Source organism: Martinezella rhizogenes, assembly GCF_007002745.1.
GTDB lineage: Bacteria > Pseudomonadota > Alphaproteobacteria > Rhizobiales > Rhizobiaceae > Agrobacterium > Agrobacterium cucumeris.
The window spans coordinates 253,251-271,994 of record NZ_SGNY01000002.1; the positions used below are offsets into that span (position 1 = coordinate 253,251).

An 18,744-nucleotide genomic window follows, 5' to 3' on the forward strand; every position below is an offset into this window, starting at 1 on the left:
TCTCACCCGGCTTTCTAACTCGTGACACCCGAAGGCGTCACATATTACGCAGCTTCGGCAGCAGCAGCTTCAGCAGCAACGCGAGCCTTGTCGGCTGCACCCTTGGCGTCAACGTCGCGCTCGACGAATTCAACGACGGCGAGAGCCGCGTTGTCGCCCTGGCGGTAGCCGGCCTTCATGATACGCAGGTAGCCGCCATTGCGGGTTGCGTAACGCGAAGCGATCGCGTCGAACAGCTTGCGAACGGCGTCCTGATCCTTGATCTGCGAGATCGCCTGACGACGAGCGTGCAGGTCGCCGCGCTTGCCGAGGGTCACGAGACGCTCGACGATCGGACGAATTTCCTTCGCCTTCGGAAGGGTGGTGACGATCTGCTCATGGGTGATGAGCGAAGCAGCCATGTTGGCAAACATTGCCTTGCGGTGGCTGGCGGTTCTATTGAGCTTGCGGCCTGAATTTCCGTGGCGCATTGCTATTCTCCTTCTACGCAGGTTCCTTCTCTAAGGCCTGCCGTTTCCTGGCACATGCAGATGACTTATCTGCTGTTTGACGGGGAAAGGCAGTCTTTAAAGGGTCTGCCTTTTTGATTGTTAGTACTGGTCTTCGTAACGCTTGGCGAGATCTTCGATGTTCTCTGGCGGCCATGCCGGCACTTCCATGCCGAGGTGCAGACCCATGGAAGCGAGAACTTCCTTGATTTCGTTCAGCGACTTGCGACCAAAGTTCGGCGTGCGGAGCATTTCGGCTTCGGTCTTCTGGATCAGGTCGCCGATGTAAACGATGTTGTCGTTCTTCAGGCAGTTTGCCGAACGAACGGACAGCTCGAGCTCGTCGACCTTCTTGAGAAGCGCCGGGTTGAACGCGAGTTCGGTAACCGATTCTTCTTCTGCTTCCTTCTGCGGCTCGTCGAAGTTGACGAAGACGCCCAGCTGGTCCTGAAGAATGCGAGCGGCGAAGGCAACGGCGTCTTCGCCGGAAACCGAACCGTTGGTCTCGATCGTCATGATCAGCTTGTCATAGTCGAGAACCTGGCCTTCACGGGTGTTTTCCACCTTGTAGGACACTTTCTTGACCGGAGAATAGAGGCTGTCCACCGGAATGAGGCCGATCGGGGCATCTTCCGCGCGGTTGCGCTCAGCCGGTACGTAACCCTTGCCGTTGTTGACGGTGAATTCCATGCGGATTTCAGCGCCATCATCAAGCGTGCAGATCACGTGGTCGGGGTTCAGGATCTCGATGTCGCCAACCGTCTGGATATCACCAGCGGTTACGGCACCAGGGCCCTGCTTGCGCACGACCATGCGCTTGGAATCGTCGCCATCCATCTTGATGGCGATTTCCTTGATGTTGAGCACGATATCCGTCACATCTTCCCGAACGCCGGGGATGGAGGAGAATTCATGCAGGACACCGTCGATCTGCACGGCCGTTACAGCGGCGCCACGCAGAGAAGACAACAGAACGCGACGCAGCGCGTTGCCGAGAGTAAGACCGAAACCACGTTCCAGCGGCTCGGCAACCAGCGTTGCCTTGGTGCGGCTGGACGAGGTGAACTCGACCTTGTTCGGCTTGATAAGTTCCTGCCAGTTCTTCTGAATCATCTTTAAACCTTCCGTTCGCCGCCACCATCCAATCGTGACGGACCGAGCATGAAAACACCGAGAGGAACCTAATTCAGTGGTTCATCAGTGGGTTCTTGAGCGCAAGTCCGTCGATCGAAATCGACGCGCACACGCCAGATACACGAAAATTCCGCCAGACCTGAGGTAAGGCGGAATTTCCGAACCACGGTCGCGTCAGACGCGGCGCTTCTTGCGCGGACGGCAACCATTGTGCGGGATCGGCGTCACGTCGCGAATGGAAGTGATCATGAAACCGGCAGCCTGCAGAGCGCGAAGTGCCGATTCACGGCCGGAACCCGGACCGCAAACTTCAACTTCAAGCGACTTCATGCCGTGTTCCTGAGCCTTCTTCGCGCAATCTTCAGCAGCGATCTGGGCAGCGAACGGGGTCGACTTACGCGAACCCTTGAAGCCCTTGGCACCAGCGGACGACCAGGCAATAGCATTGCCCTGTGCGTCGGTGATGGTGATCATCGTGTTGTTGAAGGTCGAGTTGACGTGCGCGACGCCCGACGTGATATTTTTGCGTTCGCGACGACGGACGCGTGCGGCTTCCTTGGCCATGTTATACCTTTCATTGATCTCTTCACCGCCGTAACACCAGCGGCTACACCGGCAATCAGCCCGTATTCGAGCTTTTCGCCAAACTCAGAAAGGCTGGCGCGGACTGCACCAGCCTCCCCTTTCCGGAGAACCGGAAAATTACTTCTTCTTACCAGCGATAGCCTTCGCCGGACCCTTGCGGGTGCGGGCGTTGGTGTGCGTGCGCTGACCGCGGACCGGAAGGCCACGACGGTGACGCAGGCCGCGGTAGCAGCCGAGGTCCATCAAACGCTTGATGTTCATCGACGTGTCACGACGCAGGTCACCTTCGACCTGGTAGTCGCGGTCGATGGCTTCGCGGATCTGAAGAACTTCAGCATCCGTCAGCTGATGAACGCGCTTGTCAGCCGGAAGACCGACCTTGTCCATGATTTCCTGCGCGAATTTCGGACCAATCCCGTGAATGTAGGTCAGCGCAATAACAACGCGCTTCGCAGTCGGGATGTTGACGCCAGCGATACGTGCCACGTCTTTTCTCCTTGGTTCCAGTTGCCATCCGGCAAGTGGTGATTCCAGTCGAGCGACCAACAGGGTCGCCAGTTCAAAATTGATGTCCGTGACAGGTCAAAACGACCGAACCCGGATCTCCCTCCCTTAAGGGAAATCTGCGCCAGTCGCTTGGGATGTCGCGAGTTGGCGCGGTGTTTAACGGAATCAGCGCAAAAAAGCAACCGGCTCCGCCAAGATTCTTTTGCCATCCAAAGGACGAGCTAAATCATAAGAGCGGCAAATCGGGCGAAAATCGCCGGCAGATTTTGCCACCCTGCCACAGCCGTCAGGCAGAAGCTTTTTCGAGGACGTTTTCGATAGCCTCGGTCACGGCATCGACATCCGCCATGCCATCCAGCGTCACAAGTTCACCCTGCTCGCTGTAATAGTTCGACAGCGGCGCGGTCTTCTCGCGATATTCCGTCAGGCGCTTGCGGAAGGCTTCCGGATTGTCGTCCGAACGAACCGTACCACCGGCGGCAATGGTTTCTGCGACGCGGTTTTCGATTCGGCGAATCAACGCCTCTTCGTCCACCTTCAGTTCGATGACGGCATCAAGGGCAAGATTCTTGTTGCGCATGTTCTCGGCAAGCGCCTTGGCCTGCGGAACGGTGCGCGGATAGCCGTCTAGAATAAAGCCCTTGGCACAGTCAGGTGCTTCGATACGTTCGGAAACGATCTGATTGACGATATCGTCGGAAACCAGCCCGCCGGCGTCCATGACGGCCTTGGCGCGCTTGCCGATTTCGGTGCCCGCGCTGACCGCAGCGCGAAGCATGTCACCGGTGGAAAGCTGCGGGATCCCGTACTTGTCAGTCAGCCGCTTGGCCTGGGTTCCCTTGCCCGCACCCGGCGGACCCAAAAATATCAGTCTCATCGTCCCCTCTTTCCTCCACGCAACTTCGACTTCTTGATCAGCCCTTCATATTGCTGCGCGATCAGGTGGCCCTGGATCTGCGCAACCGTGTCCAGAGTTACACTGACAACGATCAAAAGCGAAGTACCACCAAGGGCTAATGGAATGCCCGTGCGTGCGATAAGTGTCTCAGGAAGGATACACACGAAGACAAGATAAACAGCGCCGACAACCGTGATACGGGTCAGGACGTAATCGATGTACTCCGCGGTGCGCTCACCCGGACGAATGCCCGGAATGAAGCCGCCATGCTTCTTGAGGTTATCGGCCGTGTCCTTCGGATTGAAGACGATAGCCGTGTAGAAGAATGCGAAAAACGCGATCAGCAGGCCGTAGAGCGCCATGAACAGCGGCTGTCCATGCTGCAGCGACGCAATGATGGACGTCGCCCACCCGGGCAGATTGGTGTTTCCGGCAAAACCGGCAGCCGTCGCCGGCAGAAGCAGCAGCGAGGATGCGAAGATCGCGGGAATAACGCCGGCGGTGTTGAGTTTCAGCGGCAGATGCGAGGTATCGCCCTGGAACATCCGGTTGCCGACCTGTCGCTTCGGATATTGTATCAGCAGGCGACGCTGGGCGCGTTCCACGAAGACGATCAGCGCGATAACGCCGATAGCCACGACGACGACCATCAGAATGAGCGGGGTCGAAAGCGCACCGGTGCGGCCGAGTTCCAGCGTGCCGGCAAGCGCCTTGGGCAGGCCAGCAGCGATACCTGCGAAAATGATCAGCGAAATACCGTTGCCGATACCGCGCGAGGTGATCTGCTCACCGAGCCACATCAGGAACATCGTGCCGCCGAGCAGCGTGATAACGGTGGAGATACGGAAGAACCAGCCCGGATCGACCACGAGGCCGCTGCCGCTTTCAAGGCCGACCGCAATGCCATATGCCTGCAGCGTACCGAGCAGCACCGTGCCGTAGCGGGTGTACTGGTTGATGATCTTGCGGCCGGCTTCGCCTTCCTTCTTCAACGCTTCGAGCGAGGGCACGACCGAGGTCATGAGCTGCACGATGATAGAAGCGGAGATGTAAGGCATGATGCCGAGGGCGAAAATCGCCATACGCTCGACAGCACCACCCGCAAACATGTTGAAAAGACCGAGAATACCGTTGGCCTGGCCCTGGAAGGCCTGCGCATAGGCTTCTGGGTTCAGGCCCGGAAGCGGAATATGGGTGCCAAGACGGTAGACGAGAAGTGCGGCAAGAGTAAACCAGAGACGCTTTTTCAGATCCTCCGCCTTAGCGAAGGTCGAAAAATTCAGGTTCGAAGCCAGTTGTTCCGCTGCGGAAGCCATAAATTTCTCCGAATGACCCTTGCCAGCCAGCAAAACCGGCCGATGCGGAAAGGTCTAAAAGATACCGGTTCAAAAACCGGGCTTCGGACGAACACGGCTTTGCGCCGCCATCATGCCTCACCCTGTTTTTTTATGTCCTATCCCCTCCCCTACGGAAGTTCAAGAACTGTGAGGCTCTCCCTGCAGCACTTTATGCCGCAAGCGGCGCGCATAACAGCTGCACCGCGAAGAGTTTGCCATGATGCATCTCTAAATCGATTTAGATCGAAAGCAACATTGGCCAGGGAGCGCAGACGCCCGGAGCACGAAGCCCCGGGCGCCTGAAGTCTATATATTACTCGGAAGCTTCGGCTGCAACCACGAGAAGCTTGATCGAGCCGCCGGCCTTCTCAATCTTTTCGAGCGCGGGCTTGGAAGCGCCGGCAACTTCGAAGGCAACCTTGGCCTTCAGCTCGCCGTCGGCGAGGATGCGGACACCGTCCTTGACGCGGCGGATAACGCCGGCTGCCTTGAGAGCAGCAGCATCGATCGTTGCGGAAGCATCGAGCTTCTTGGCGTCGATGGCGGTCTGGATGCGGCCGAGCGACACAACAGCATATTCGGAACCGAAGATGTTGTTAAAGCCGCGCTTCGGCAGGCGACGGTAGATTGGCATCTGACCGCCTTCGAAGCCGTTGATGGCGACGCCCGAACGAGCCTTCTGACCCTTCACACCGCGACCACCGGTCTTGCCCTTGCCAGAACCGATACCGCGACCTACGCGGATACGATCCTTGGAGGAGCCTTCGTTGTCTCTGATTTCATTGAGTTTCATGATAGGTTACTCCGTCTCACTTCTCGTCAACGACGCGAACGAGATGCTGGACCGCACGGATCATGCCACGAACCGCCGGAGTATCTTCCAGGGTGCGCTGACGATGCATCTTGTTGAGACCCAGACCGACCAGCGTCTGACGCTGGATTGCCGGGCGGCGAATAGGGCTGCCGATCTGTTCGACCGTAACAGTCTTCTTGGCTTCAGTAGTTTTCTTGGCCATGATCCAGCTCCTTATTCTTCAGAAGCGTTGCCGGACGCGGCGCGGCGAGCCTGAAGGGTCGCAAACTTAAGACCGCGCTGTGCAGCGATGTCCTTCGGATGAACCTGATGCTTCAGAGCGTCGAACGTTGCGCGAACCATGTTGTAAGGGTTCGACGAACCGGTCGACTTCGCAACGACGTCATGAACGCCCAGCGTTTCGAAAACAGCGCGCATCGGACCACCGGCGATGATACCGGTACCGGCCTTGGCCGAACGCAGCAGAACCTTGCCTGCGCCATGACGGCCATTGACGTCGTGATGCAGCGTGCGACCATCGCGCAGCGGAACGAAGATCAGATCGCGCTTTGCGCTTTCAGTTGCCTTGCGGATCGCTTCCGGAACTTCACGAGCCTTGCCGTGGCCGAAGCCGACGCGGCCCTTCTGGTCGCCGACGACGACGAGAGCGGCGAAGCCGAAGCGACGGCCACCCTTAACAACCTTTGCAACGCGGTTGATCGCGACCAGCTTGTCGACGAATTCGCTATCGCGCTCTTCGCGGTTCTGGCGATCTTCGCGAGAACCTCTTTTATCCTGTGCCATTGTCCTTGTCCTTTTTCTTTTACGGGTGGAACGGCAAACGAAAAGACCAGCGGCCTCGATGAAGAGATCCGCATGGCCCGGTGAAATTCCGCCCGGATCGTTGCCCGGGCGGAAAAATATCAGAAGTTCAGACCGCCTTCGCGGGCAGCATCTGCCAGGGCCTTGACGCGGCCGTGATAGATGAACGCGCCTCGGTCGAATACGACATCCTTGACGCCAGCCTTGACGCCGCGCTCGGCAACCAGCTTGCCCACGACAGATGCCGCAGCAACGTCGGCGCCGGTCTTGAGCGAGCCGCGCAGATCAGCTTCGAGCGTGGAGGCAGACGCAAGCGTCTTGCCAGCAACATCATCGATGATCTGGGCGTAGATGTTCTTCGACGAGCGATGAACCGACAGGCGCGGGCGGCCGTTGGCAACCGCCTTGATCTGGCGGCGCACACGGCTCGCGCGACGTGCAAGTGCTTCTTTCCTGCTAGCCATTTCGCGTGATCCTTACTTCTTCTTGCCTTCTTTGCGGACGATACGCTCTTCAGCGTACTTCACGCCCTTGCCCTTATAGGGCTCGGGACCACGGTATTCGCGGATTTCCGCGGCTACCTGACCGACCTGCTGCTTGTTGATACCGGAAACGATGATTTCCGTCGGCTTCGGCACGGCAATGGTGATGCCGACCGGCGGCTCATAAACCACGTCGTGGGAGAAACCGAGCGCCAGTTGCAGGTTCTTGCCCTGCAGGGCGGCACGATAACCAACGCCGTTGATTTCGAGCTTGCGTTCGTAACCGTCCTTAACACCCTTGAAGATGTTCTCGATCATCGTGCGGGACATGCCCCACTTCGAGCGAGCTTCCTTGGTGCCATTGGCCGGCGTTACGGAAACGCCGTTATCTTCGAGTTTCAGCTGAATATCGTCGTTTGCGACGAAAAACAGTTCACCCTTCGGGCCCTTCGCAGTGACCTTCTGGCCGTCAACATTGGCCGTCACACCTGCGGGAACCGGAACGGGCTTTTTACCGATACGAGACATTGTTCAATCCTGTCTGTTCGTTATGGAGATCCGTGCTCGATCTTAGAAGACCGAGCAAAGAACCTCGCCACCAACGTTCTGTTCGCGAGCCTGGTGATCGGCCATCACACCCTTCGGAGTCGAAAGGATGGTGATGCCGAGGCCGTTCGCGACCTGCGGAATGGACTTTACCGAGACATAAACCCGGCGGCCCGGCTTGGAAACGCGGCCGATCTCACGGATCACGGACGCGCCTTCGTAGTACTTCAGTTCGATGGTGAATTCGGACTTGCCGTTTTCGAAATCGACCTTGGAATAACCGCGAATGTAGCCTTCAGCCTGCAGCACGTCGAGAACGCGTGCGCGGAGGCTGGAAGCAGGCGTGCTGACCGCAGACTTGCGGCGAGCGGCACCATTGCGGATGCGGGTGAGCATATCACCCAAAGGATCAGTCATGGTCATGTGCCCGTCTCCTTACCAGCTCGACTTGACAATGCCCGGCACCTTGCCGGAATTGCCCAGCTCACGAAGCGCGATACGCGACATCTTGAGCTTGCGATAGAACGCGCGCGGACGGCCCGTTACTTCGCAGCGGTTGCGGATACGCGTCTTCGAGCCGTCACGCGGCAGCGAAGCGAGCTTCAGAGTGGCCTTGAACCGGTCTTCGATCGGAAGGGACTGGTTCATTACGATCGCCTTGAGTGCAGCACGCTTGGTAGCCTGCTGGGCGACCGACTTGCGGCGGCGCTTGTTCTTTTCAACTGCGCTTGTTTTCGCCATATCGGAGTTCCTTTTCTACGCTCGTCGTTACGGTTAGTGACGGAACGGGAAGTTGAACTCTGTAAGCAGAGCCCGAGCTTCGTCGTCCGACGTCGCCGTCGTGCAAACGATGATGTCCATGCCCCACATCTGATCAACCTTATCGTAGTTGATCTCAGGGAACACAATGTGTTCCTTGATGCCCATGGCGAAGTTGCCACGGCCGTCAAAGCTCTTGGGGTTCAGACCCCGGAAGTCGCGAACGCGCGGCAGCGCGATGTTGATCAGACGATCAAGGAATTCATACATGCGTGCGCCACGAAGGGTAACCTTCGCACCGATCGGCATGCCTTCGCGAAGCTTGAAACCAGCGATCGAGTTACGAGCGCGGGTAACGACCGGCTTCTGGCCGGCAATCGCAGCCAGGTCACCGGCAGCAATGGTGGGCTTCTTGGAATCAGCAGTCGCTTCGCCAACACCCATGTTGATCACGATCTTTTCGATCTTCGGGATCATCATCACGTTGGCGTAGGAGAACTTCTCCTGCATGGCGCCGCGGATACGCGACACATATTCCGTCTTGAGACGCGGCTCGTACTTGTCAGCCATCGATCACTTCTCCCGAACGCTTGGCCACGCGGACCTTCTTGCCTTCTACAACAGAAAAGCCAACGCGGGTCGGCTTGCCATCCTTATCGGCGATGGCAATGTTGGAGATGTGCAAGGATGCTTCCTTGTTGATGATGCCGGCTTCCTGGCCCTGGGTCTGGCGCTGGTGACGCTTCACCATGTTTACGCCACGCACAACAGCCCGGTCTTCCTTCGGCAAAACCTGGATTACTTCGCCGGTACGGCCCTTGTCCTTACCGGTCAATACGACAACCTTGTCGCCTTTACGAATTTTCTGCATCGCGATTGCTCCTTACAGTACTTCCGGAGCCAGCGAGATGATCTTCATATGGTTCTTGGCGCGAAGTTCGCGCGGAACCGGTCCGAAGATACGGGTGCCGATGGGCTCTTTCTTGTTGTCGATAAGAACGGCTGCGTTGTTATCGAAACGGATGACGCTGCCGTCAGCGCGACGGATGTCCTTGGCGGTGCGCACGACAACCGCCTTCATCACATCGCCCTTCTTGACGCGGCCGCGCGGAATAGCTTCCTTGATGGAAACGACAATAATGTCGCCAACAGAAGCATATTTGCGCTTCGAGCCGCCCAGCACCTTGATGCACATGACACGACGTGCGCCGGAATTATCCGCCACGTCGAGGTTTGTTTGCATCTGAATCATGTCAGGTCGCCTTCTTGTTGTTACCGGAACGGTTGGGCAAACTCTCCCGAGTGAGCCCCCTGCTCCAGCTTATGAATATCTCTTTTTTTGCGCGGAAATGTCGTGACAGGGTGGTTTCCCGAAGGACCTTCCGTGCGCATCAAAGCAAAAGACGCTCGATTCACGAGCGTCCTTGCGCTGCTTCATACAGGAATTCGCGCCAAGTACAAGATGCCTGGCGCGATTCTGATGAAATTAAGCCTGGGCGGCGACAACCGTCCAGCGCTTGTCCTTGGAGATCGGTGCGCATTCCTCGATGGAAACGACATCGCCGACCTTGTATTGATTGTTTTCGTCGTGTGCCTTGTACTTCTTCGAACGACGAACGGTCTTTTGCATGAGCGGGTGAGCGAATCGACGCTCAACCCGGACCACGACAGTCTTCTCGTTCTTGTCGGACACTACGACGCCCTGCAGAATGCGTTTCGGCATATTATTTTTCCTTAGGCCTTGGCTTCTGCCGCCTTCTGGCGGGCAATGGTTTTAACGCGGGCGATGTCCTTGCGGACTTCGTTGATGCGCGAGGACTTCTCCAGCTGGCCGGTCGCCTTCTGGAAGCGCAGGTTGAACTGCTCCTTCTTCAGATCGGCGAGCTTGTCCTTGAGCTGGTCGGCGCTGAGGCCGCGAACTTCATCGGCTTTCATGTGCCTTGCTCCTTACTCTGCGATGCGCTGTACGAAGCGCGTCTTGACCGAGAGCTTGGCAGCGCCGAGACGAAGCGCCTCACGGGCGATCTCCTCGGTAACACCGTCGATCTCGAACATCATACGACCGGGCTTGACCTTGCATGCCCAGTATTCGACCGAACCCTTGCCCTTACCCATACGAACTTCGGTCGGCTTTGCCGTTACCGGAACGTCAGGGAATACGCGGATCCACACACGACCTGCGCGCTTCATGTAACGCGTGATCGCGCGGCGGGCCGCTTCGATCTCGCGTGCATTCACGCGGTTCGGTTCCTGCGACTTCAAGCCGAATTCACCGAATGCCAGGTCAAAGCCGCCCTTGGCGACGCCCTTGATGCGTCCCTTGAACTGCTTACGGTACTTAGTACGCTTTGGCTGCAACATTTTCTTACTTCTCCGAGCTTATCTTTCGCCAGCGTCAATCAAGCGTTTTCGCGACGACGATCGGGACGATCGCCACGCTCACGGCTTGCAGGGCCCTGCGCATCGCCTTCGAGACCGCGACGCTCAGAAGCCATCGGATCGTGCTCAAGGATTTCGCCCTTGAAGATCCAGACCTTGATGCCGCAAATGCCGAATGCGGTTTCAGCTTCAGCTGTACCGTAGTCGATGTCCGCACGCAGCGTGTGCAACGGAACGCGACCTTCGCGGTACCATTCGGTACGAGCGATTTCAGCACCGCCGAGACGGCCGCCGCAGGTGATCTTGATGCCTTCGGCGCCAAGACGCATTGCAGACTGAACCGAGCGCTTCATTGCACGGCGGAAAGCCACGCGACGCTCGAGCTGCTGGGCGATCGACTGGGCAACCAGAGTTGCGTCGATTTCCGGCTTGCGCACTTCAACGATGTTGAGGTGCGTTTCGGAGTTGGTCATCTCGGAAAGCTTCTTGCGAAGCTTCTCGATGTCCGCGCCCTTCTTGCCGATGATGAGACCCGGACGCGCCGAGTGGATCGTAACGCGGCACTTCTTGTGCGGACGCTCGATGACCACCTTGGCGATACCGGCCTGCTTGAGTTCCTTGATCAGGTATGCCCGGATCTTCAGGTCTTCATGCAGCAGCTTGCCGTATTCCGCGGTGTCAGCGTACCAGCGGCTATCCCAGGTACGGTTGATGCCGAGGCGGAAGCCGATTGGATTGATTTTCTGACCCATTATGCGGCCTCCCCTTTTTCCTCAACTTCACGAACAACGATCGTGAGGTGAGCGAACGGCTTTTCAATGCGGGACGCACGACCACGGCCACGAGCGTGGAAACGCTTCATGGTGATGGACTTGCCAACATAGGCCTCGGCGACGACGAGAGCGTCGACGTCGAGGTCATGGTTGTTTTCCGCATTGGCAATTGCAGATTCCAGCGTCTTCTTGACGGTGCCTGCAATGCGCTTGCGGGAGAATTCGAGCTCGGCGAGAGCGCGATCAACCTTCTTGCCACGGATAAGAGCGGCAACCAGGTTCAGTTTCTGGGGGCTGACGCGGAGCGTACGGGCAATGGCCTGAGCCTCATTGTCCTTCAGCCGGCGTTCGGTCTTAGCCTTCGCCATGATTACTTCCTCTTTGCCTTCTTGTCCGCGCCGTGACCGTAATAGGTACGGGTCGGAGAGAATTCACCGAACTTGTGTCCGACCATGTCTTCGTTGACCGAGACGGGCACATGCTTGCTGCCGTTATAAACGCCGAAGGTCAGACCAACGAACTGCGGCAGGATCGTGGAGCGACGGCTCCAGATCTTGATTACTTCGTTACGTCCGCTCTCGCGCACCTTCTCAGCCTTGGTGAGAAGATAGCCGTCAACAAACGGACCTTTCCATACTGAACGAGCCATTAGTGACTACCTCTCTTACTTCTTACGCTGATGGCGCGAGCGCATGATGAACTTGTCGGTCGACTTGTTCGAACGGGTGCGCTTGCCCTTCGTGGGCTTGCCCCACGGAGTAACCGGGTGACGACCACCCGACGTGCGACCTTCACCACCACCGTGCGGGTGGTCGACCGGGTTCATGACGACGCCGCGAACGTGCGGACGCTTGCCACGCCAACGCGAACGACCAGCCTTGCCGTCGTTGATGTTGCCGTGATCCGAGTTCGAAACAGCGCCGATCGATGCGAGGCAGGAGCCGTGCACCAGACGCTGTTCGCCCGAGTTGAGACGCAGGATGGCCATACCGGCATCGCGGCCGACGAGCTGGACATACGTACCGGCGGAGCGGGCGATCTGACCGCCTTTACCCGGCTTCATCTCGACGTTGTGGATGATCGAACCGACCGGAATGTACTGAAGCGGCATGGTGTTGCCGGGCTTCACGTCCACTGCCTTGTCGGAGGCGATCACCTTGTCACCAGCAGCGAGACGCTGTGGCGCGAGAATGTAAGCCTGTTCGCCGTCGGTATACGTAACCAGCGCGATGAACGCGGTGCGGTTGGGGTCGTATTCCAAACGTTCAACGGTGCCTTCAACGTCGAACTTGCGACGCTTGAAATCCACCAGACGGTAGGTCCGCTTGTGACCGCCACCCTGGAACCGGACGGTGATCCGGCCCTGGTTGTTGCGGCCACCCTTGGAGCTGAGGCCCTGGGTCAGAGCCTTTACCGGCTTGCCCTTGTAGAGCGAAGCGCGGTCCACGATAACCAGCTGGCGCTGGCTTGGCGTGGTCGGATTGAAACTTTTCAATGCCATTTTATTGTTCCCTTTTGGGTCTTTGCCCGCTTGGGCCTAACCTTTAGAGTCCGGTGGACACGTCGATGGATTGACCTTCGGCGAGCGTAACGACGGCTTTCTTGACGTCTTTCAGCTTACCGGCGAACCCACGGAAACGACGGGTCTTACCCTTGCGGATAAGCGTGTTCACAGCCGTGACTTTGACGCCGAAGAGAGCTTCCACGGCAGCCTTGATTTCAGGCTTGGAAGCGCTTTTGGCGACGTTGAATACGACCTGGTTCTGTTCGGATACCAGCGTCGACTTTTCCGTGATCGAAGGAGATACGATCACATCGTAGTGGCGAAGATCCGTCATTTGAACCGCTCCTCCAGAGCCTCTACAGCAGCCTTGGAAAGCACCAGCTTGCCACGGCGCAGGATGTCGTAAACATTGATGCCCTGTACCGGCAGAACGTCCACATTCGGGATGTTCTGGGCTGCGAGCTTGAAGTTGCCATCAAGTTCAGCGCCACCGATAACGAGAGCGTTGGTCAGGCCAAGCGAAGCGAAGCTGCCCAGCAGAGCCTTGGTCTTTGCTTCAGATGCTACGAGCTGATCAACGATGATCAGTTCTTCAGCCTTCAGCTTTGCAGACAGGGCGTGACGCAGAGCAAGCGCACGAACCTTCTTGGGAAGATCATGGGCGTGGCTGCGAACGACCGGGCCATGGGCCTTGCCGCCGCCGCGGAACTGCGGTGCGCGAGCCGAATGGTGACGAGCGCGGCCCGTACCCTTCTGCTTGTACATCTTGGCACCGGTGCGGGAAACTTCCGACCGGTTCTTGGTCTTGTGGGTTCCCTGCTGCTTCTTTGCAAGCTGCCAGCGAACCATGCGGGCCAGAATGTCCTGGCGGGGGTCGAGGCCGAAGATCTCATCCGACAGAGAAACCTTGCCGGCGTCTTTTCCCTCGAGGGTCTTGACGTTCAATTCCATGATAAGGCTCCCTTACTTCGCAGCCGACTTGACGGCGTCGCGGACGATGATCCAGGAACCCTTGGAACCGGGAACTGCACCCTTCACGAGGATGAGGCCACGGTCTTCATCAGTCGAAACGACTTCAAGGTTCTGGGTCGTAACGCGCGTCTGGCCCATATGACCAGCCATGCGCTTGCCCTTCCAGACGCGGCCCGGATCCTGGTTGTTACCGGTCGAACCGTGTGCACGGTGCGATACGGAGTTACCGTGCGAAGCGCGGCCACCACCGAAGTTGTGACGCTTCATAGCACCGGCAAAACCTTTACCGATCGTGGTTCCAGTGACGTCCACCAGCTGGCCGTTCTGAAAATGAGTTGCGGTCAGTGTTGCACCGATGTCGATCAGGTTCTCGGGGGAAACCCGGAACTCGACGAGCTTGGCTTTCGGTTCGACATTGGCAGCGGCAAAATGACCGCGAAGCGCCTTCGTCGTGTTCTTGACCTTGGACTGGCCGGCACCGAGCTGAACTGCGGTATAGCCATTCTTGTCTTCCGTGCGCTGGGCAACGACTTGTACGTTATCCAGTCGCAATACTGTTACGGGGATATGTTCACCTGCGTCGTTATAGACGCGTGTCATACCCACTTTCTGTGCAATCACACCTGAACGCATTGGTTCATCCTCTTGCGAGCCTTGAAGGGAAAACCCTCTCTGGCCTTTGTTAAGGAGTGCCCTTCGACATCTCACGATGTTTCCGGTCTCCGGTTTGGAAGTCGTTGGATTGCTCCACGTACCTTCCTTGTTATTTCAGCCCTCACCTTGGATGGATCGGGCCGGGTCTTAGAGCTTGATTTCCACGTCAACGCCAGCAGCGAGGTCGAGCTTCATAAGAGCATCGACAGTCTGCGGGGTGGGGTCAACGATATCGAGAAGACGCTTGTGCGTCCGCATTTCGAACTGTTCACGGCTTTTCTTGTCAACGTGAGGAGAGCGGTTGACGGTAAACTTTTCGATGCGGGTAGGAAGTGGAACCGGGCCGCGAACGCTGGCGCCGGTGCGCTTTGCGGTCGACACGATTTCACGGGTAGAGGCATCGAGGATCCGGTGATCGAACGCCTTGAGGCGGATACGGATATTCTGGCCGGTCATTCGTCTTGTCCTTGTTCTTTGTTATTCGTTTCCGCACGCGGAAACACATGAACTTCTATTGATCGTGGCGCCGCAGATTTTCAAAAATCGAGAGAGATGCGCCTCGCACCCCAATCATTTCAGTAGTCTGTATTGTGCTAAAACACCGCGTTTCGCAAATTCTTGCGAATCCAGCGGTGAGTGTGAGTGCGCGTTTACGCGCTTTCACCGAATTTTTCAAGCACTAAAAATGCAACGCCGCCAGGCTTTTTATTAAAAGCCCGACGGCGGTGTTTGTGACACCGCCGTCGGAGCGAATTTTAAAAGTCGAAATTACTCGACGATCGAGGCCACGATGCCGGCGCCGACGGTACGGCCGCCTTCGCGGATAGCGAAGCGCAGCTTTTCTTCCATCGCGATCGGAACGATCAGCTCGACTTCAACCGTGACGTTGTCGCCAGGCATAACCATTTCCGTGCCTTCCGGCAGAGAAACGATGCCGGTAACGTCCGTCGTGCGGAAGTAGAACTGCGGGCGGTAGTTCGTGAAGAACGGCGTATGACGGCCGCCTTCTTCCTTCGTCAGGATGTAGGCTTCGGCCATGAACTTCTTGTGCGGCTTGACCGAACCTGGCTTGCACAGGATCTGACCACGCTCAACGCCGTCACGGGTAACGCCGCGAACCAGAGCACCGATGTTGTCGCCAGCCTGGCCCTGATCGAGCAGCTTGCGGAACATTTCAACGCCGGTAACCGTCGTCTTCGAGGTCGGACGAATGCCGACGATCTCGACTTCTTCACCAACCTTGACGATACCGCGCTCAACGCGACCCGTCACAACCGTACCACGGCCAGAGATCGAGAACACGTCTTCGATCGGCATCAGGAACGGCTGGTCGATCGGACGCTCAGGCGTCGGGATGTAGGCGTCAACAGCGGCCATCAGCTCGCGGATCGCGTCTTCACCGATCTTCTTGTCAGAATCTTCAAGAGCGGCAAGTGCCGAACCCTTGACGATCGGGATATCGTCGCCCGGGAAGTCGTAGGACGACAGAAGTTCGCGAACTTCAAGCTCGACGAGCTCGAGAAGCTCGGCGTCGTCAACCTGGTCGACCTTGTTGAGGAACACGACGATTGCCGGAACGCCAACCTGACGGGCAAGCAGGATGTGCTCGCGGGTCTGCGGCATCGGGCCGTCAGCAGCCGAGCAAACCAGGATCGCGCCGTCCATCTGCGCAGCACCGGTGATCATGTTCTTCACGTAGTCGGCGTGGCCGGGGCAGTCGACGTGCGCGTAGTGACGGGCAGGCGTCTCATACTCAACGTGTGCCGTCGAAATCGTGATACCACGGGCCTTTTCTTCAGGCGCGGCGTCGATCTGGTCATACGCCTTGAATTCGCCGAAGAACTTCGTGATCGCGGCAGTCAGCGACGTCTTGCCATGGTCAACGTGACCGATCGTGCCAATGTTGACGTGCGGCTTATTGCGCTCAAACTTGCTCTTTGCCATTAGTGGCTCTCCATTCTTGTCCCTTGACGGGAATAATCTTCAAATCTGGTGGGGCGTACCCCGATCACTTCTGACCGGAGTACTTTGCCTGGATTTCCTGCGCCACGTTCGACGGAACCGGCGAGTAGTGGTCGAACGTCATCGAGTACTGAGCGCGACCCTGCGACATGGAGCGCAGGTTGTCGACGTACTTGAACATGTTCGCGAGCGGAACATGCGCGTTGATGACGATGGTGATACCACGGCTTTCCTGGCCCTGGATCTGACCACGACGGGAGTTCAGGTCGCCGATAACGTCGCCGACATAGTCTTCCGGCGTTACGACTTCGACCTTCATCATCGGCTCGAGAAGCTGTGCACCAGCCTTCTTGGCTGCTTCACGGAAGCAGGCACGCGATGCGATTTCGAAGGCGAGAACCGACGAGTCGACGTCGTGGAATGCACCGTCGATCAGCGTCGCCTTGACGCCGAGCATCGGGAAGCCAGCGAGCGGACCGGAAGACAGAACGCTTTCGATACCCTTCTGAACGCCCGGGATGTATTCCTTCGGAACAGCACCACCGACGATCTTGGATTCGAACTTGAAGTCTTCGCCTTCAGGGTTCGGTTCGAAGATGATCTTGACGCGCGCGAACTGACCGGTACCACCGGACTGCTTCTTGTGCGTGTAGTCTTCTTCGTGCTGACGCGTGATCGTTTCGCGATAGGCAACCTGCGGCGCGCCAACGGTTGCTTCAACCTTGAACTCGCGACGCATACGGTCAACGAGAATGTCAAGGTGAAGTTCGCCCATGCCCGCGATGATCGTTTGACCGGACTCTTCGTCGGTCTTGACGCGGAACGAAGGATCTTCAGCAGCCAGACGGTTGAGCGCAAGGCCCATCTTTTCCTGGTCGCCCTTGGTCTTCGGCTCGATCGCGATCTGGATGACCGGCTCGGGGAATTCCATGCGCTCGAGGATAACCGGCTTCAGCGGATCGCAGAGCGTATCGCCAGTGGTGGTTTCCTTGAGGCCGGCCAGAGCAACGATGTCGCCTGCAAAGGCTTCTTCGATGTCTTCACGCGAGTTGGAGTGCATCTGCAGCATACGGCCGACGCGCTCGCGCTTGTCCTTGACCGTGTTGATGACGGACGTACCCTTTTCGAGCTTGCCCGAGTAGATGCGCGCAAACGTCAGCGAACCGACGAAGGGGTCGTTCATGATCTTGAACGCGAGCATGGAAAGCGGCTCGCTGTCGTCAGCATGACGCTCGATCTCGGCTTCGGTCTTGAAGTCGATGCCCTTGATCGCCGGAATGTCCAGCGGCGAAGGCAGGTAGTCGACGACGGCGTCGAGAAGCGGCTGAACGCCCTTGTTCTTGAACGCGGTACCGCAGAACATCGGGTGGAACTTCACGTCGATGGTGCCGCGGCGAACCAGTGCACGAATCTGTTCGTTGTCGGGCATGATGCCGTTCAGGTAGTTTTCCATCGCTTCTTCGTCGATCTCGACAACGGTCTCGATCAGCTTTTCACGATATTCGTCAGCCTTGGCCTTCATGTCATCGGGAATTTCGACGACGTCCCACTGAGCGCCGAGCGATTCGTCGCGCCAGATGAGTGCGTTCATCTCGATCAGGTCGATAACGCCCTTGAACTCGGTCTCAGCGCCGATCGGCAGCTGCATGACGACGGCAATGGCGCCGAGACGGGTCTTGATCATTTCTACCGAGCGGTAGAAGTCAGCACCGGTCTTGTCCATCTTGTTGCAGAAGATCATGCGCGGAACATGATACTTCTCAGCCTGGCGCCAGACGGTTTCCGTCTGCGGCTCAACACCGGCGTTGGCGTCGAGCAGCGCGATGGCGCCGTCGAGAACGCGCAGCGAACGCTCGACTTCAATGGTGAAGTCAACGTGGCCGGGGGTGTCGATGATGTTGAAACGGCGCATCTTGCCGTCACGGCCCTTCCAGAAGGTCGTGGTCGCAGCAGACGTGATGGTGATACCACGCTCCTGCTCCTGCTCCATCCAGTCCATCGTGGCAGCGCCATCATGGACTTCGCCGATCTTGTGCGACTTACCGGTGTAATAAAGGATACGCTCGGTGGTCGTCGTCTTGCCGGCGTCGATATGCGCCATGATACCGAAATTGCGGTAGTCTTCGATTTTATATTCGCGAGCCATAAT

29 protein-coding genes are annotated in these 18,744 nt (G+C 57.7%); all 29 read right to left on the minus strand.

What is annotated here, in order from left to right:
• Window positions 1-44: 44 nt before the first annotated feature.
• The 29 genes from rplQ to fusA all read right to left on the minus strand — a co-directional run bounded on the left by rplQ (window position 45) and on the right by fusA (window position 18,741).
• Complete coding sequence (gene rplQ, locus EXN68_RS06810; protein WP_006313985.1) at window positions 45-470, minus strand: 50S ribosomal protein L17; 426 nt, start codon at window positions 468-470, stop codon at window positions 45-47.
• Window positions 471-590: 120 nt separating this feature from the next.
• Entirely contained in the window at window positions 591-1,601 is a 1,011-nt protein-coding gene (locus tag EXN68_RS06815) for a DNA-directed RNA polymerase subunit alpha (RefSeq protein WP_003495228.1), read from the minus strand.
• 195 nt (window positions 1,602-1,796) lie between these two features.
• A complete protein-coding gene (rpsK, locus tag EXN68_RS06820; RefSeq protein ID WP_003495225.1) occupies window positions 1,797-2,186 on the minus strand; it encodes a 30S ribosomal protein S11 in 390 nt (129 codons plus the stop codon).
• Between the two features lie 138 nt (window positions 2,187-2,324).
• Complete coding sequence (rpsM, locus tag EXN68_RS06825; protein WP_003507791.1) at window positions 2,325-2,693, minus strand: 30S ribosomal protein S13; 369 nt, start codon at window positions 2,691-2,693, stop codon at window positions 2,325-2,327.
• A gap of 307 nt (window positions 2,694-3,000) precedes the next feature.
• Complete coding sequence (locus EXN68_RS06830; protein ID WP_142840170.1) at window positions 3,001-3,591, minus strand: adenylate kinase; 591 nt, start codon at window positions 3,589-3,591, stop codon at window positions 3,001-3,003.
• A complete protein-coding gene (secY, locus tag EXN68_RS06835) occupies window positions 3,588-4,928 on the minus strand; it encodes a preprotein translocase subunit SecY (RefSeq protein ID WP_142840171.1) in 1,341 nt (446 codons plus the stop codon). The genes EXN68_RS06830 and secY overlap by 4 nt, the downstream gene beginning before the upstream one ends.
• A 334-nt stretch (window positions 4,929-5,262) precedes the next feature.
• On the minus strand, window positions 5,263-5,742 hold the full coding sequence (rplO, locus tag EXN68_RS06840) for a 50S ribosomal protein L15 (protein WP_046798172.1): 480 nt from the start codon (window positions 5,740-5,742) through the stop codon (window positions 5,263-5,265).
• Window positions 5,743-5,758: 16 nt separating this feature from the next.
• Window positions 5,759-5,965 carry a 50S ribosomal protein L30 gene (gene rpmD / locus EXN68_RS06845; protein ID WP_003495212.1) on the minus strand — a complete coding sequence of 69 codons (207 nt, stop codon included), beginning with the start codon at window positions 5,963-5,965 and terminating at the stop codon, window positions 5,759-5,761.
• Between the two features lie 11 nt (window positions 5,966-5,976).
• Entirely contained in the window at window positions 5,977-6,546 is a 570-nt protein-coding gene (rpsE, locus tag EXN68_RS06850; RefSeq protein ID WP_046798171.1) for a 30S ribosomal protein S5, read from the minus strand.
• Between the two features lie 119 nt (window positions 6,547-6,665).
• Window positions 6,666-7,028 carry a 50S ribosomal protein L18 gene (gene rplR, locus EXN68_RS06855; RefSeq protein ID WP_046798170.1) on the minus strand — a complete coding sequence of 121 codons (363 nt, stop codon included), beginning with the start codon at window positions 7,026-7,028 and terminating at the stop codon, window positions 6,666-6,668.
• 12 nt (window positions 7,029-7,040) lie between these two features.
• Entirely contained in the window at window positions 7,041-7,574 is a 534-nt protein-coding gene (gene rplF, locus EXN68_RS06860) for a 50S ribosomal protein L6 (protein ID WP_006313979.1), read from the minus strand.
• A gap of 42 nt (window positions 7,575-7,616) precedes the next feature.
• Window positions 7,617-8,015: a 30S ribosomal protein S8 gene (gene rpsH / locus EXN68_RS06865; protein ID WP_003507786.1), complete on the minus strand. Its 399-nt coding sequence runs from the start codon at window positions 8,013-8,015 to the stop codon at window positions 7,617-7,619.
• Window positions 8,016-8,027: 12 nt separating this feature from the next.
• The gene (gene rpsN / locus EXN68_RS06870) at window positions 8,028-8,333 is read right to left on the minus strand and encodes a 30S ribosomal protein S14 (protein ID WP_003495202.1); all 306 of its coding nucleotides are present in this window, start codon (window positions 8,331-8,333) and stop codon (window positions 8,028-8,030) included.
• 33 nt (window positions 8,334-8,366) lie between these two features.
• Entirely contained in the window at window positions 8,367-8,921 is a 555-nt protein-coding gene (rplE, locus tag EXN68_RS06875; protein WP_142840172.1) for a 50S ribosomal protein L5, read from the minus strand.
• Entirely contained in the window at window positions 8,914-9,222 is a 309-nt protein-coding gene (gene rplX, locus EXN68_RS06880) for a 50S ribosomal protein L24 (RefSeq protein WP_046798168.1), read from the minus strand. Before rplX ends, rplE begins: the two co-directional genes overlap by 8 nt.
• 12 nt (window positions 9,223-9,234) lie before the next feature.
• Window positions 9,235-9,603 carry a 50S ribosomal protein L14 gene (gene rplN / locus EXN68_RS06885; protein ID WP_003495199.1) on the minus strand — a complete coding sequence of 123 codons (369 nt, stop codon included), beginning with the start codon at window positions 9,601-9,603 and terminating at the stop codon, window positions 9,235-9,237.
• Window positions 9,604-9,837: 234 nt separating this feature from the next.
• Entirely contained in the window at window positions 9,838-10,074 is a 237-nt protein-coding gene (rpsQ, locus tag EXN68_RS06890; RefSeq protein WP_006313974.1) for a 30S ribosomal protein S17, read from the minus strand.
• Between the two features lie 11 nt (window positions 10,075-10,085).
• A complete protein-coding gene (rpmC, locus tag EXN68_RS06895; protein WP_003495193.1) occupies window positions 10,086-10,286 on the minus strand; it encodes a 50S ribosomal protein L29 in 201 nt (66 codons plus the stop codon).
• A gap of 12 nt (window positions 10,287-10,298) precedes the next feature.
• The gene (gene rplP, locus EXN68_RS06900) at window positions 10,299-10,712 is read right to left on the minus strand and encodes a 50S ribosomal protein L16 (RefSeq protein ID WP_006313973.1); all 414 of its coding nucleotides are present in this window, start codon (window positions 10,710-10,712) and stop codon (window positions 10,299-10,301) included.
• 38 nt (window positions 10,713-10,750) lie between these two features.
• Window positions 10,751-11,482 carry a 30S ribosomal protein S3 gene (gene rpsC / locus EXN68_RS06905; protein WP_003516138.1) on the minus strand — a complete coding sequence of 244 codons (732 nt, stop codon included), beginning with the start codon at window positions 11,480-11,482 and terminating at the stop codon, window positions 10,751-10,753.
• Window positions 11,482-11,871: a 50S ribosomal protein L22 gene (gene rplV / locus EXN68_RS06910; protein WP_006313972.1), complete on the minus strand. Its 390-nt coding sequence runs from the start codon at window positions 11,869-11,871 to the stop codon at window positions 11,482-11,484. Before rplV ends, rpsC begins: the two co-directional genes overlap by 1 nt.
• A 2-nt stretch (window positions 11,872-11,873) precedes the next feature.
• Window positions 11,874-12,152, minus strand: a complete 279-nt coding sequence (gene rpsS / locus EXN68_RS06915; RefSeq protein ID WP_003507772.1) for a 30S ribosomal protein S19 — start codon at window positions 12,150-12,152, stop codon at window positions 11,874-11,876.
• 15 nt (window positions 12,153-12,167) lie between these two features.
• On the minus strand, window positions 12,168-13,004 hold the full coding sequence (rplB, locus tag EXN68_RS06920; protein WP_003507771.1) for a 50S ribosomal protein L2: 837 nt from the start codon (window positions 13,002-13,004) through the stop codon (window positions 12,168-12,170).
• Between the two features lie 43 nt (window positions 13,005-13,047).
• On the minus strand, window positions 13,048-13,341 hold the full coding sequence (locus EXN68_RS06925; protein WP_003495178.1) for a 50S ribosomal protein L23: 294 nt from the start codon (window positions 13,339-13,341) through the stop codon (window positions 13,048-13,050).
• Window positions 13,338-13,958, minus strand: a complete 621-nt coding sequence (gene rplD / locus EXN68_RS06930; RefSeq protein ID WP_010971963.1) for a 50S ribosomal protein L4 — start codon at window positions 13,956-13,958, stop codon at window positions 13,338-13,340. The genes EXN68_RS06925 and rplD overlap by 4 nt, the downstream gene beginning before the upstream one ends.
• A 12-nt stretch (window positions 13,959-13,970) precedes the next feature.
• Entirely contained in the window at window positions 13,971-14,612 is a 642-nt protein-coding gene (gene rplC / locus EXN68_RS06935; RefSeq protein ID WP_046798167.1) for a 50S ribosomal protein L3, read from the minus strand.
• A 168-nt stretch (window positions 14,613-14,780) separates the two neighbouring features.
• A complete protein-coding gene (gene rpsJ, locus EXN68_RS06940; RefSeq protein WP_003495158.1) occupies window positions 14,781-15,089 on the minus strand; it encodes a 30S ribosomal protein S10 in 309 nt (102 codons plus the stop codon).
• A gap of 312 nt (window positions 15,090-15,401) precedes the next feature.
• The gene (gene tuf / locus EXN68_RS06945; protein WP_080824790.1) at window positions 15,402-16,577 is read right to left on the minus strand and encodes an elongation factor Tu; all 1,176 of its coding nucleotides are present in this window, start codon (window positions 16,575-16,577) and stop codon (window positions 15,402-15,404) included.
• A gap of 64 nt (window positions 16,578-16,641) precedes the next feature.
• Window positions 16,642-18,741 carry an elongation factor G gene (gene fusA, locus EXN68_RS06950; RefSeq protein ID WP_052817949.1) on the minus strand — a complete coding sequence of 700 codons (2,100 nt, stop codon included), beginning with the start codon at window positions 18,739-18,741 and terminating at the stop codon, window positions 16,642-16,644.
• Between the last annotated feature and the right edge of the window lie 3 nt (window positions 18,742-18,744).